Origin of the sequence: Psychrobacillus sp. FSL H8-0510 (genome assembly GCF_038008345.1) — a bacterium.
In the GTDB taxonomy this organism is placed as follows: Bacteria; Bacillota; Bacilli; order Bacillales_A; family Planococcaceae; genus Psychrobacillus; species Psychrobacillus psychrotolerans.
The window spans coordinates 1-15132 of record NZ_JBBOYZ010000001.1 but is presented as its reverse complement, the minus strand read 5'-3'; the positions used below and the strand labels follow the sequence as shown (position 1 = coordinate 15132).

7 protein-coding genes and 2 rRNA genes are annotated in these 15132 nt (G+C 40.2%); all 9 read right to left on the bottom strand.

The features are described from left to right. Positions 1-77: 77 nt before the first annotated feature. The 9 genes from MHI40_RS00045 to dnaA all read right to left on the bottom strand — a co-directional run bounded on the left by MHI40_RS00045 (position 78) and on the right by dnaA (position 15132). A 23S ribosomal RNA gene (locus MHI40_RS00045) occupies positions 78-3006 on the bottom strand. 195 nt (positions 3007-3201) lie between these two features. Further along, positions 3202-4755, bottom strand: a 16S ribosomal RNA gene (locus MHI40_RS00040). Together the 16S and 23S rRNA genes form the textbook arrangement of a ribosomal RNA operon. Positions 4756-5062: 307 nt before the next feature. Next, complete coding sequence (locus MHI40_RS00035; protein ID WP_340761060.1) at positions 5063-6169, bottom strand: HD-GYP domain-containing protein; 1107 nt, start codon at positions 6167-6169, stop codon at positions 5063-5065. A 127-nt stretch (positions 6170-6296) separates the two neighbouring features. Beyond that, complete coding sequence (gene gyrA, locus MHI40_RS00030; protein ID WP_093538021.1) at positions 6297-8813, bottom strand: DNA gyrase subunit A; 2517 nt, start codon at positions 8811-8813, stop codon at positions 6297-6299. A 27-nt stretch (positions 8814-8840) separates the two neighbouring features. Beyond that, entirely contained in the window at positions 8841-10763 is a 1923-nt protein-coding gene (gyrB, locus tag MHI40_RS00025) for a DNA topoisomerase (ATP-hydrolyzing) subunit B (RefSeq protein WP_175496307.1), read from the bottom strand. Positions 10764-10854: 91 nt separating this feature from the next. Then, positions 10855-11970 carry a DNA replication/repair protein RecF gene (recF, locus tag MHI40_RS00020; RefSeq protein ID WP_340761058.1) on the bottom strand — a complete coding sequence of 372 codons (1116 nt, stop codon included), beginning with the start codon at positions 11968-11970 and terminating at the stop codon, positions 10855-10857. Between the two features lies 1 nt (position 11971). After that, the gene (yaaA, locus tag MHI40_RS00015; RefSeq protein WP_093538030.1) at positions 11972-12199 is read right to left on the bottom strand and encodes a S4 domain-containing protein YaaA; all 228 of its coding nucleotides are present in this window, start codon (positions 12197-12199) and stop codon (positions 11972-11974) included. A 279-nt stretch (positions 12200-12478) separates the two neighbouring features. Then, entirely contained in the window at positions 12479-13615 is a 1137-nt protein-coding gene (gene dnaN / locus MHI40_RS00010) for a DNA polymerase III subunit beta (protein WP_093538018.1), read from the bottom strand. Positions 13616-13788: 173 nt separating this feature from the next. After that, complete coding sequence (dnaA, locus tag MHI40_RS00005; RefSeq protein WP_093538017.1) at positions 13789-15132, bottom strand: chromosomal replication initiator protein DnaA; 1344 nt, start codon at positions 15130-15132, stop codon at positions 13789-13791.

Sequence of the window (15132 nt, the reverse complement as noted above, 5' to 3'; positions counted from 1 at the left end):
ATCTTGAAACCCTCATGTAAAATAGAGTGCTTGTTCACTCAAAACTGGATAAACGACATTGTTACGTTAAACAAAATTTGGTTAAGTCCTCGATCGATTAGTATTCGTCAGCTGCACGTGTCGCCACGCTTCCACCCCGAACCTATCTACCTCATCGTCTTTGAGGGATCTTACTTACTTGCGTAATGGGAAATCTCATCTTGAGGGGGGCTTCGTGCTTAGATGCTTTCAGCACTTATCCCGTCCACACATAGCTACCCAGCGATGCTCTTGGCAGAACAACTGGTACACCAGCGGTGTGTCCATCCCGGTCCTCTCGTACTAAGGACAGCTCCTCTCAAATTTCCTACGCCCACGACGGATAGGGACCGAACTGTCTCACGACGTTCTGAACCCAGCTCGCGTACCGCTTTAATGGGCGAACAGCCCAACCCTTGGGACCGACTACAGCCCCAGGATGCGATGAGCCGACATCGAGGTGCCAAACCTCCCCGTCGATGTGGACTCTTGGGGGAGATAAGCCTGTTATCCCCGGGGTAGCTTTTATCCGTTGAGCGATGGCCCTTCCATGCGGAACCACCGGATCACTAAGCCCGTCTTTCGACCCTGCTCGACTTGTAGGTCTCGCAGTCAAGCTCCCTTCTGCCTTTACACTCTTCGAATGATTTCCAACCATTCTGAGGGAACCTTTGGGCGCCTCCGTTACACTTTAGGAGGCGACCGCCCCAGTCAAACTACCCGCCTGACACTGTCTCCTACCCGGGTTACGGGTATGGGTTAGAATTTCAATACAACCAGGGCAGTATCCCACCGACGCCTCCTCCGAAGCTGGCGCTCCGGGCTCTAAGGCTCCTGCCTATCCTGTACAAGTTGCACCAAAATTCAATATCAAGCTATAGTAAAGCTCCACGGGGTCTTTCCGTCCTGTCGCGGGTAACCTGCATCTTCACAGGTACTATAATTTCACCGAGTCTCTCGTTGAGACAGTGCCCAGATCGTTACGCCTTTCGTGCGGGTCGGAACTTACCCGACAAGGAATTTCGCTACCTTAGGACCGTTATAGTTACGGCCGCCGTTTACTGGGGCTTCAATTCGCACCTTCGCTTGCGCTAAGCACTCCTCTTAACCTTCCAGCACCGGGCAGGCGTCAGCCCATATACTTCACCTTACGGTTTTGCATAGACCTGTGTTTTTGCTAAACAGTCGCCTGGGCCTATTCACTGCGGCTCTTCTAGGCTATGAACCCAAAAGAGCACCCCTTCTCCCGAAGTTACGGGGTCATTTTGCCGAGTTCCTTAACGAGAGTTCTCTCGCTCACCTTAGGATTCTCTCCTCGACTACCTGTGTCGGTTTGCGGTACGGGCACCTTTCACCTCGCTAGAGGCTTTTCTTGGCAGTGTGAAATCAGGAACTCTAGACATACGTCCTCGCCATCACAGCTCAATGTTAAAGAATGCGGATTTGCCTACATTCACACCTTACTGCTTGGACATGCATAACCAACAGCATGCTTACCCTATCCTTCTGCGTCCCCCCATTACTCAAACGGTGGTTTGGTGGTACAGGAATATCAACCTGTTATCCATCGCCTACGCCTATCGGCCTCGGCTTAGGTCCCGACTAACCCTGAGCGGACGAGCCTTCCTCAGGAAACCTTAGTCATACGGTGGACGGGATTCTCACCCGTCTTTCGCTACTCATACCGGCATTCTCACTTCTAAGCGCTCCACCAGTCCTTCCGGTCTGACTTCAACGCCCTTAGAACGCTCTCCTACCACTGATACCAAAGGTATCAATCCACAGCTTCGGTGATTTGTTTAGCCCCGATACATTTTCGGCGCAGCGTCACTCGACCAGTGAGCTATTACGCACTCTTTAAATGATGGCTGCTTCTAAGCCAACATCCTGGTTGTCTAAGCAACGCCACATCCTTTTCCACTTAACAAATACTTTGGGACCTTAGCTGGTGGTCTGGGCTGTTTCCCTCTTGACTACGGATCTTATCACTCGCAGTCTGACTCCCAAACATAAATCATTGGCATTCGGAGTTTGTCTGAATTCGGTAACCCGGGATGGGCCCCTAGTCCAAACAGTGCTCTACCTCCAAGATTCTAACGTTTGAGGCTAGCCCTAAAGCTATTTCGGAGAGAACCAGCTATCTCCAGGTTCGATTGGAATTTCTCCGCTACCCACACCTCATCCCCGCACTTTTCAACGTGCGTGGGTTCGGACCTCCAGTAAGTGTTACCTTACCTTCATCCTGGACATGGGTAGATCACCTGGTTTCGGGTCTACGACCACATACTCATTCGCCCTATTCAGACTCGCTTTCGCTGCGGCTCCGTCTTCTCGACTTAACCTTGCATGGGATCGTAACTCGCCGGTTCATTCTACAAAAGGCACGCTATCACCCATTAACGGGCTCTAACTACTTGTAGGCACACGGTTTCAGGATCTATTTCACTCCCCTTCCGGGGTGCTTTTCACCTTTCCCTCACGGTACTGGTTCACTATCGGTCACTAGGTAGTATTTAGCCTTGGGAGATGGTCCTCCCAGATTCCGACGGAATTTCACGTGTTCCGCCGTACTCAGGATACACTCAAGAGAGAATGAATTTTAGACTACGGGGCTTTTACCCTATCCTGCGGACCTTTCCAGATCGCTTCGTCTAACTCATTCCTTTGTAACTCTATGTAGAGTGTCCTACAACCCCAAAAGGCAAGCCTTTTGGTTTGGGCTATTCCCGTTTCGCTCGCCGCTACTCAGGGAATCGAATTTTCTTTCTCTTCCTCCAGGTACTTAGATGTTTCAGTTCCCTGGGTGTGTCTCAGATGCGCTATGTATTCACGCAAATGTACTGCTCCATTACGAACAGTGGGTTTCCCCATTCGGAAATCTCCGGATCAAAGCTCACTTACAGCTCCCCGAAGCATATCGGTGTTAGTGCCGTCCTTCGTCGACTCCTAGTGCCAAGGCATTCACCGTGCGCCCTTATTAACTTAACCTAAAAGTTAAAAAGTCTTACACGTCGTGATTACGTAAATAATCACAACAGAATTTCTTGTTGTTTATTGTTTCAATGTCGTTTTATCCAGTTTTCAAAGAACAAGAGTTGAATCTTCATATAAAATGAACATTCAAAACTGAACTGCAAAACGTTAAGATACGAATAAAAATTCGTATTCCGATATTATCCTTAGAAAGGAGGTGATCCAGCCGCACCTTCCGATACGGCTACCTTGTTACGACTTCACCCCAATCATCTGTCCCACCTTCGGCGGCTGGCTCCCGTAAGGGTTACCCCACCGACTTCGGGTGTTACAAACTCTCGTGGTGTGACGGGCGGTGTGTACAAGGCCCGGGAACGTATTCACCGTGGCATGCTGATCCACGATTACTAGCGATTCCGGCTTCATGTAGGCGAGTTGCAGCCTACAATCCGAACTGAGAACGGTTTTATGGGATTTGCTCACCCTCGCGGGGTTGCGACCCTCTGTACCGTCCATTGTAGCACGTGTGTAGCCCAGGTCATAAGGGGCATGATGATTTGACGTCATCCCCACCTTCCTCCGGTTTATCACCGGCAGTCACCTTAGAGTGCCCAACTAAATGCTGGCAACTAAGATCAAGGGTTGCGCTCGTTGCGGGACTTAACCCAACATCTCACGACACGAGCTGACGACAACCATGCACCACCTGTCACCGCTGTCCCCGAAGGGAAAAGCCTATCTCTAGGCCGGTCAGCGGGATGTCAAGACCTGGTAAGGTTCTTCGCGTTGCTTCGAATTAAACCACATGCTCCACCGCTTGTGCGGGCCCCCGTCAATTCCTTTGAGTTTCAGTCTTGCGACCGTACTCCCCAGGCGGAGTGCTTAATGCGTTAGCTGCAGCACTAAGGGGCGGAAACCCCCTAACACTTAGCACTCATCGTTTACGGCGTGGACTACCAGGGTATCTAATCCTGTTTGCTCCCCACGCTTTCGCGCCTCAGCGTCAGTTACAGACCAGAAAGCCGCCTTCGCCACTGGTGTTCCTCCAAATCTCTACGCATTTCACCGCTACACTTGGAATTCCGCTTTCCTCTTCTGTACTCAAGTCCCCCAGTTTCCAATGACCTTCCACGGTTGAGCCGTGGGATTTCACATCAGACTTAAAGGACCGCCTGCGCGCGCTTTACGCCCAATAATTCCGGACAACGCTTGCCACCTACGTATTACCGCGGCTGCTGGCACGTAGTTAGCCGTGGCTTTCTAATGAGGTACCGTCAAGGTACGAGCAGTTACTCTCGTACTTGTTCTTCCCTCACAACAGAGTTTTACGATCCGAAAACCTTCTTCACTCACGCGGCATTGCTCCATCAGACTTTCGTCCATTGTGGAAGATTCCCTACTGCTGCCTCCCGTAGGAGTCTGGGCCGTGTCTCAGTCCCAGTGTGGCCGATCACCCTCTCAGGTCGGCTACGCATCGTCGCCTTGGTGAGCCGTTACCTCACCAACTAGCTAATGCGCCGCGGGCCCATCCTGTAGTGACAGCCGAAACCGTCTTTTAACATCTCCCCATGTGAGGAAATGGATTATTCGGTATTAGCCCCGGTTTCCCGGAGTTATCCCAATCTACAGGGCAGGTTGCCCACGTGTTACTCACCCGTCCGCCGCTAAATCAGAAGAAGCAAGCTTCTTCGTCATTCGCTCGACTTGCATGTATTAGGCATGCCGCCAGCGTTCGTCCTGAGCCAGGATCAAACTCTCCATAATAGTTCACTTCCAGTATGCAGAGCACATTGAAAGCGAACAAATTAGAACTAGTTTAAAAGCTCATTTTGTTTTGCTGGCATCATCATTAAATGATGTCCAAAATTGTTTTGCTATCATCCTAACAAGTTAGTTGAAAGCTATGTTTCTTAACGTTTTGCATGTTCAGTTTTCAATGTTCATGTTGTTGTAATGTCGTTTTGGCGACTTCTATATAATATCAAGCTTTCGGAAGTATGTCAACACTTTATTGTAAAATAATATTAAACTCTTTCCTCTCCTAACAAAAGAAGAAAGAGTTTAGGTTACTTTAACTAATAACACTTTCTATATGAAGAGTTCTTTTAGCAGCTAAATCTATTATTTGCCCACTATCAGATAATCGAATCATTGGGCGCATAGGAGAATCTCTATGTAAGAAAATTACTTCTCCTTTTTCTCCATTTGATAGAAGAACCCGCGTTGAAATTGGTAAAGACCCTACTAATTCTATTAATTTGTTTACGACTTCTATATTATACTTTCCAAATCCTTCTTCCCGAATCATTTCTAATACTTTAAAAGAGGAACTCTTGGCACGGTAAACTCGTTCTGAAGTCATCGCATGATAGACATCAGCTACTGCTATTATTTGTGAGTAAACAGAAACATTATCCAATTTATCACTTTTCGGATATCCACTTCCGTCTAAACGTTCATGATGTTGGAAAATTGCTAACTTCATTTCAGGTTTTAATAAAGGACTATCTTTTATCATTTGAAAACTATAAATGGTATGTTTTTTTATCTCCGAAAAGTCGAATTCAGTTAGGGCAGACTTTTTATCTCTTATTTTGGAATCTACTTTTGCCATACCTATATCAGCCATTAGACCGGCCGTAGCCATTTGCGTTATTTGACCAGAAGAGTAATTCAACTTTTTCGCTATTGCTCCTGAAATAATTCCAACTGCTATAGAATGATGTGCTATATATTTATCCATTTTAGAATACATATTTAAGAGAGAAAATACTTGTTTTTCTACCATTGCTTTTTCAACTAAAGGCATAATAATGTTCCTTAGTTTTGCTACATCTACTTTCATGCCTGATTCCCAGCCCATGAATTCTTTATAGAAGCTATCTACAGCATCTTTATATAATTGAACAAAACTCGTAGTCACTATCGGTTTTTCATCTATTGGAAGAGATTCTACTCTATCCTCATTTAACTTTTTAATCTCTTCATCTGATCTATTAAAAACATTTTCTAGAACAACGGGTACTTTAGTTATATTAAAAGCTCGCAACACTTGAATAAGTTCTCTAGTTACCTTTGCCTCTTTATGAATGATAGGTGAATTAGTGTTTACTAATATATCTTCTGCAATTATCGTACCTAATTTTAATTCCTCTAAGTTAATGAGGCTTTGGTTCATAAAGTATTCCTTCTTTCCTAATATTTCATTTATTATACTAAATATTCATCATGAAAGTATATGGAATTTAAACTAGATACAAAAACACACCCTTAAATAAAATTATTTAAGGGTGTGTTTTTACTTTTTATTCAGATTGTTCTTCCGTTGATGGTGTTTCAATTTCTTCCAATGTAGAATCTTCTTCTAAATTTTCTAAAATATCTTCGTCATCATCTTCTTTTTCAACTTTAGCTACAGTAGAAATTAATTCATCTCCTGATAACCTCATTAAGCGAACGCCCTGTGTACTACGGCCTGTTTTAGAAATGTCTTTTACATCCATACGGATAAGCATTCCATTAATCGTAATTAGCATTAAGTCTTCTGTTCCGTTAACCGCCTTAACAGCTGATAAAGGACCATTTTTGTCGGTGATTTGGCAAGTTTTAACACCCATACCACCGCGACTTTGCAGGCGATATTCCGACTCTGGAGTTCGTTTGCCGTATCCATTTTCTGTAACAACTAAAATCTCTTGCTCAGGTTCGATAATTTCCATACCAACTACATAGTCATCGTCTTTCAGACGAATCCCTCTTACTCCTCCGGCAGTTCTACCCATCGAACGTATATCGGTTTCTTCGAATCGAACTAATTTACCTTGTCTTGTCCCAATAATGATTTGTTTCTCACCATTAGTTAAGCGTACAGCAATAAGTTCATCTTCCTCACGCAATGAAATAGCAATCAATCCATTTGCACGAATATGTGCAAATCCAGTAACAGGAGAACGTTTTGTTATCCCATACTTCGTTGTGAAGATAAAGTAATTTTCCTCTTCAAATGATGCCATTGGAATCATAGCAGTAACCTGTTCGTCTTTTTCTACACCTAATAGGTTTATAATTGGCAAGCCTTTAGCTGTACGACCGTATTCTGGAATTTCAAATCCTCGAGCTCGATAAACTTTCCCTTTGTTTGTAAAGAAGAGAATTGTGTCATGTGTTGATGTGTACAATAAATGTTCTACAAAGTCATCTTCATTTGTACCCATTCCTTGTACACCACGTCCACCTCTTTTTTGGCTCTTATACGTATTAGCAGGTAGTCGTTTAATATATCCTTTGTTTGTTAAAGTAAGCACAGAATTTTCTACAGGGATTAAATCTTCATCCTCTAAAACTTCTGCTCCTCCAGCAACAATTTCAGTTCGGCGTTTGTCTGCGTAGCGATCTCTAATCTCAGAGATTTCTTCTTTAATTATTTCCACTACACGATACTCATTTGCCAAAATGAATTTTAGTTCTTCAATTAGTGTCATTAAGTTTTTATATTCTTCTTCAATTTTATCACGTTCTAAACCAGTTAAACGTTGTAAACGCATATCTAATATAGCTTGTGCTTGTCTTTCTGATAAATTGAAAGTCTCTATCAATCCATTTTTGGCTTCTTCGCCTGTTTGTGAAGCACGGATTAACTTAATAATTTCGTCGATATGGTCTAAAGCAATTCGAAGTCCCTCTAAAATATGTGCTCGATCTTGAGCCTTGTTCAGTTCAAACTGTGTGCGACGACGTATTACTACTTTTTGATGTTCTAAGTAATGATAAAGCATTTCTTTTATATTCAAAACTTTTGGTTGGTTATCTACTAATGCAAGCATATTAACGCCAAAGCTTGACTGTAATGCAGTTTGTTTATATAAGTTATTTAATAATACGTGAGAATTTGCATCCTTCCGTACTTCAATGACAATTCGCATTCCATTACGATCAGATTCATCTGCTAAATGCGTAATTCCATCAATTTTTTTATCGCGTACTAATTCTGCGATTTTTTCTATTAAACGAGCTTTGTTTACTTGATATGGTAATTCCTTAACAAGAATAACTTCTTTACCACTTGATTTTACTTCAATTTCCACTTTTGCACGGATTAATATAGAGCCTCTACCTGTTTCATAAGCTCGACGAATTCCGCTGCGGCCTAAAATAATACCACCCGTTGGAAAATCTGGTCCAGGTATAATCGACATTAACTCTTCAATCGTAATAGCAGGATTTTCAGCTAGAGCTAACACTCCGTCAATTACTTCTCCTAGATTATGTGATGGAATGTTCGTAGCCATCCCAACAGCAATTCCAGAAGCACCGTTTACAAGTAAGTTAGGATATCTACTAGGTAATACAACTGGTTCTTTTTCTTGTCCGTCATAGTTATCTTTATAATCGATGGTGTTTTTATTGATATCTCGCAATAACTCTAAAGCAATTTTAGACATACGTGATTCTGTATAACGCATGGCCGCTGCTCCGTCACCATCTACAGAACCAAAGTTTCCATGACCATCTACTAGCATATAACGATAACTAAAATCTTGCGCCATACGGACCATTGCATCATAAATAGATGAGTCACCATGTGGATGATATTTCCCCATTACGTCTCCTACAATACGAGCCGATTTCTTATGAGGTTTATCAGGCGTATTCCCCAACTCTTGCATACCATATAAAATTCGACGATGTACAGGTTTTAGCCCGTCACGAACGTCTGGTAAGGCACGGGATACAATAACACTCATTGCATAGTCTAGAAATGAGGTTCTCATTTCTGTACTAATATTAATCCCTTTAACGCCTTTATTCGGTATTTCTGACATCCTAAAGACCTCCAGTCACACACTTTCTTATATATCTAAGTTTTTCACGTATACAGCATTCTCTTCAATAAAAAGACGTCTTGGTTCTACTTCTTCGCCCATTAATTGTTCAAAGACTTTATCTGCTTCCATTGCATTATCTAAATTTACTTGTAGTAATGTACGTTCTTCAGGATCCATAGTAGTATCCCAAAGTTGATCTGCATCCATTTCTCCTAACCCTTTATAACGTTGAATATTTGGTTTTGAGGTTTTAGGTAAACGATCTAATATTTCTTTTAATTGTTCATCGTTGTAACAATACTCTACATGCTTTCCTTGTTTCACTTGATACAATGGTGGTTGGGCTGCATATACATAGCCAGCTTCTATTAATGGTCTCATGAAACGGAAGAAGAAAGTAAGTAACAATGTCCGAATATGTGCTCCATCTACGTCAGCATCTGTCATAATAATAATTTTATGGTAACGAGCTTTTTCTAATGTAAACTCTTCTCCAATACCAGTTCCAAGTGCAGTGATCATTGCGCGAATCTCAGCATTTCCTAAAATTCTATCTAAACGTGCTTTTTCCACGTTCAGGATTTTCCCACGTAAAGGTAATATTGCTTGGAAATGACGATCTCGACCAGATTTAGCAGAACCACCGGCAGAGTCACCCTCTACGATATATAGTTCACTTTCTGCGGGAACACGAGAAGAACAGTCTGCTAACTTACCTGGTAAGCTAGAAACCTCTAATGCAGATTTTCGACGTGTAAATTCACGAGCTTTCTTAGCAGCTACCCGAGCTCTAGCAGCCATCAAGCCTTTTTCCACTACTTTTCTTGAAATTTGAGGATTTTCTAATAAAAATCGATCAAATCCTTCGGAGAAAAGACTATTAGTAATAGTACTTACTTCGGAGTTACCTAACTTTGTTTTTGTTTGTCCTTCAAATTGAGGGTTTGGATGTTTGATAGAAACAATTGCAGTTAAGCCTTCTCTCACATCATCCCCTGATAAGTTGGTGTCTGCCTCTTTTAACAAACCGTTTTTTCTTGCATAGTCATTAATTACACGAGTTAATGCTGTTTTGAAGCCTGATTCATGCGTACCACCTTCGTAGGTACTTATGTTATTAGCAAAAGATAAAATGTTAGAAGAGTATCCTGAATTGTATTGCATTGCAATTTCTACAGAGATTCCATCCTTTTCCCCTTCAACGAAGATAGCCTCTTCTGTTATAGGTTCTTTGGACTCGTTCAAATCTTCTACGTATGATTTAATACCACCCTCGTAGTAATACTTAATCGTTTTTTCTTTTCCTTCTCTTTCATCAGCAAGTGTTATAGACAACCCACGGTTTAAATACGCAAGTTCACGAACACGATGTTCAAGTATCTCGTATTCATATACTGTAGTTTCTGTGAATATCTCGCTATCAGCTTTGAATCTTGTAGTTGTTCCAGTAACATCTGTTTCTCCAATAACTTCTAAAGGAGCGGAAACTGCTCCACGTTCAAATTTGATAAGATGAATTTTTTCATCACGTTTAACATATACTTCTGTATATTCGGATAGGGCGTTTACTACTGAGGCACCTACACCATGTAGTCCTCCGGATACTTTATATCCGCCACCGCCAAATTTACCACCTGCATGTAGAATTGTCATAATTACTTCTACTGCTGGTTTACCCATTTTTTCTTGATTATCGACTGGTATACCACGACCATTGTCTTCTACTCGTATCCAATCATCTTTTTCGATAGTGACAATAATATGATCACAGTGTCCTGCTAATGCTTCATCAATACTATTATCAACAATTTCCCAAACAAGATGATGAAGCCCTCTTGAACTTGTTGTACCAATATACATTCCTGGACGCTTTCGAACAGCTTCTAATCCTTCTAATACTTGTATCTGATCAGCATCATAAGATTGCTCTAGGTCTTTTTCTTCCATAGCCAACTTGCTCACCCACTCTTTCATTCCTTCAATAATGGTGAATCATTTAATAATTGTTTTGTTTACCATTTATATTCGTCACTAATTTTTACGGGTCTACTATTGTCCCTTGTTCCACATGAAACAACTCGGCCTGCTGAATCGTTTCATGTGCAATTCCTTCTACACTTGTAGTCGTTACAAATGTTTGTACATCTCCTTGAATTGTATTCAACAAATGAGATTGTCGGTAATCATCTAGTTCGGATAGAACATCATCCAGTAATAAAACAGGAGATTCACCAACCTCCTGTTTTATTAATTCAATTTCAGCAAGTTTCAAAGATAATGCTGTTGTTCGCTGCTGTCCTTGAGACCCATAAGTTTGAACGTCATAGTCATTTACAAAAAATTGTAAATCATCACGATGTGGTCCGATTAAAGATACACCACGGTAAAGTTCTCTACTCTGACTTTCTGCTATTTTTTTTTCGAGATGATTTTTCATTTCATTTGTTGACCATTCTGGTTGAATCCCAGTTGAAGAGTTATAGGTAATTCGCAATTTTTCTAAACCTCTAGAAATCCCAAAGTGAATGGGTTCTGCCCACTGTTGCAGCAATTGCATAAAGTGAAATCTCTTTTGAATCACTTTTACAGCGGATTCTATATATTGTTCTGTATAAACATCGAACATCACATCATTTAACATAGACTTCCCTTGATGTTGTTTTAAAATATGATTTCGCTGTTTCATTATTTTTTGGAATTGAAGTAAATCATGTAAATAAATAGGGGAAATTTGACCGATTTCCATATCAAGAAATCGTCTTCTCACTTGTGGACTACCTTTTACTAAATATAAATCTTCTGGAGCAAACATTACGACATTAAGCTGACCTATATAATCGCTTAACCGTGTTTGTTCTAAATGGTTTACCTTGGCCTTTTTCCCTTTTTTGGAAAGAATTAATTCCAAAGGTAAGTGTCCATATTTTTTTTGAATATCCCCTTTTATTTTACCATAGTCTGCGTCCCAACGTATCAATTCTTTATCGTTTGAGGTCCTATGAGACTTGGCCATGGATAATACATAGAGAGACTCCATCAAATTTGTTTTACCTTGCGCATTTTCACCTATTAATACATTGATCTTAGAGGAAAAATTCATTTCAATTGAATCATAATTACGGAAATCTTTTAACTCTAAACGTTCAATATACATGTCAAGCCCCGTTCTCAGGTCCAACCAATTTATATCTTCCTACTTCCGGAATATTTACGACGTCATTATGACGTAATTTACGACCTCTTCGTTGATCTACTTCTCCGTTAACAAATACTTCATGCTCACTTAAAAACCATTTGGCCATTCCGCCAGAGCTAATTGTATCTGTCATTTTTAATAATTGCCCAAGTGTTATATATTCTGAGTCAAATCGAATTTCTTCCATCAATAACTCAACCTCTTCTCATTTTCATTATCCCTTCATTTTACCTCAAATACCGAAATAAGCAAAGAAAAGCGTGAGCCCCTATATATGCTCCGACAATGGTCTTCCTCGTTGAGCTTATCAGCGTATCAATTGCTGGAAGAATTCTAGGAAAAGGCCGCCTTAGCTTTTATCGATATCTGGAAGTAACTCAAGCATCTACGCAACCAACGCGGACAATATGTAAGGAAAAAATCCCTAAAAAAAAAGGTAGCCACAAATGTGACTACCTCATGAATATTAGTAAGTTCTAACTGGCAAAATTAGTTGTAGTATGGAATCATCATGCACAGATTTCAATATAAATGGTCTCATAGCCCCTGTGAATAAGATCTTAACATCTTGACCATCAATAGCTTTTAAAGCATCCATCATATATTTGGCGCTAAATGAAATCTTTAATTCTTCGCCATCTATTTCTTCAGCTTGAATTTGTTCTTCGACATTACCTATTTCTGGTGAGTTAGAAGAAACTTCTATAAATCCATTTCCTAAAGTGGAAAAACGAACAACATTGTTTCTTTCCTCACGTGCAAGTAAAGAAGCTCTATCAATTGCTTGCAATAAAGATTTACTGTTAACCAAGATAGTTGTTTTACTTTCATTTGGGATTAATCTTGAAGTATCCGGATAATTACCTTCTAATAATCGAGAGTAAAATAGCACGTTTCCTGTTTTAAATAAAACTTGTTGTTGAGTCATCACAATCGCAACTTCTGATGATGTTTCCTCTAAAATTTTATTTAATTCATTTAAGCTTTTCCCAGGAATAACGATACTATATTCTTCCTCTGGTAAATCTTTAATAGCTGTTTTTCTCTTAGCTAATCTATGACTATCAGTAGCTATACAGTGAAGTTCCCCATCCTTAACTTGCCAATTGACACCAGTAAGGACTGGACGACTTTCTGAAGTCGATACTGCAAATACTGTTTCTTTAATAATTGACTTAAGTAAATCAGATGGAATGAAGAATTGTCTTTCTTCCTCTATTTCAGGAAGCATTGGATATTCCGATGCATCTAATCCAATAAGATTAAATTCTGATTTTCCTGATCTAATATGTGTTTGAAACTGATTGGTAACTTCAATTTCTACATTATTGGTAGGCAACTTCCGTACAATTTCATTGAATACTCTTGCTTGTAGGACGATAGAGCCAGGTTCTGTAATACTAATAACTTGTTCACCATTTTTTTCAACAGGTATAAAAGTTTGAATAGTAATATCTGAATCACTACCAGTAATATAAAGTCCTTTATTAGTAATTTCTAATTTCAATCCAGTCAGAATTGGAATTGTTGTTTTGGAACTTACTGCTTTTATAACATCGCTTAATCCCTCTAATAAACTATCTCTCATTACTTCGAATTTCATTTTTATACCTCACTTATATAATTATATTTATTTAAAAGAATAATAGATATAGTACTAGGGCTTGTGGATATGTTGATAAGTATCTTTTTCTTAACGTATACCTACTTGTCCATATGTGCATAAGTTGTGTCTAAGTAATCTAGTAAACTATGCATTTATCCACAAAATCTTTTTTACCTACCTAAAATAGATTTGATTTGTTTTACATCGTCTTGAAGATTTGCATCATCTTTTAGCATTCTGGATATTTTTTCGTGTGCATGAATAACGGTCGTATGATCACGTCCACCAAATTCTTCTCCAATTTTAGGCAACGAAAAATCAGTCAGCTCTCGTGAAAGATACATAGCTACTTGGCGTGGGAATGCTATGGACTTTGTACGTTTTTTTGCAACAAAATCTTCTAATCTAATATGAAAATGCTCCCCAACAACCTTTTGAATATCTAAAATCGTGATAATTCTTGGACGAGCATTGGGCAAGATATCTTTAAGAGCTTCTGCTGCCAAGTCGATATTAATATCCTTATTTATAAGAGAAGAATAGGCTACTACTCGGATGAGAGCACCTTCTAACTCACGAATATTAGAGTCTATTTGGTTTGCTATATATGCCATCACGTCATCTGAGATATCTAATCCATCAGCACGAGCTTTTTTGCGTAAAATAGCAATACGAGTTTCTAAATCTGGTGGTGCAATATCCGTGATTAATCCCCATTCAAAGCGAGAACGCAAACGATCCTCTAAAGTAGGAATTTCTTTTGGCGGACGGTCACTTGAAATGACAATTTGCTTAGATTCTTCATGCAGAGCATTAAATGTATGAAAAAATTCTTCTTGAGTTGATTCTTTTCCTGCAAGGAACTGAATATCATCTATTAATAACACATCTACATTTCTATACTTATTGCGGAAATTGACTGCTTTATTATCTCTTATAGAGTTTATAAACTCATTTGTAAACTTTTCAGAAGATAAATAAACCACTTTAGCATTTGGATTGTGTTCTTGTACATAATGACCAATCGCATGCATTAAGTGGGTTTTTCCTAGTCCAACTCCTCCATATATGAAAAGTGGATTGTAAGCTTTAGCAGGGGCCTCGGCAACAGCTAAAGAGGCTGCATGGGCGAAGCGATTCCCAGATCCAATGACAAACGTGTCAAATGTATTCTTGGAATTTAACATTCCTGGTGAAAAATCTGGTTGATCTCCATTATTTGCAGAGATTTTTGGTTTAGGCATGTCGAAATCATCCATGTCTAGATTTTTCGGCACAACGAAAGATATTAATAGTTCGTTTCCAGTTAACTCGGTTAATATGCCAGCTATTAGGTGAACATAATGATTTTCTAACCAATCTCTAGCAAATGAGTTAGGTGCAGCTATCGTAACAGTTTCTCCTTTATATGAAAGTAGTTTGGTCGACTTCAGCCAAGTTTCAAAACTTGGTTTAGATGTTTTCTTTTCTACTTCAGAGAGAACTTTAGCCCAAAGTTCTTCTAAGTGTTCCAA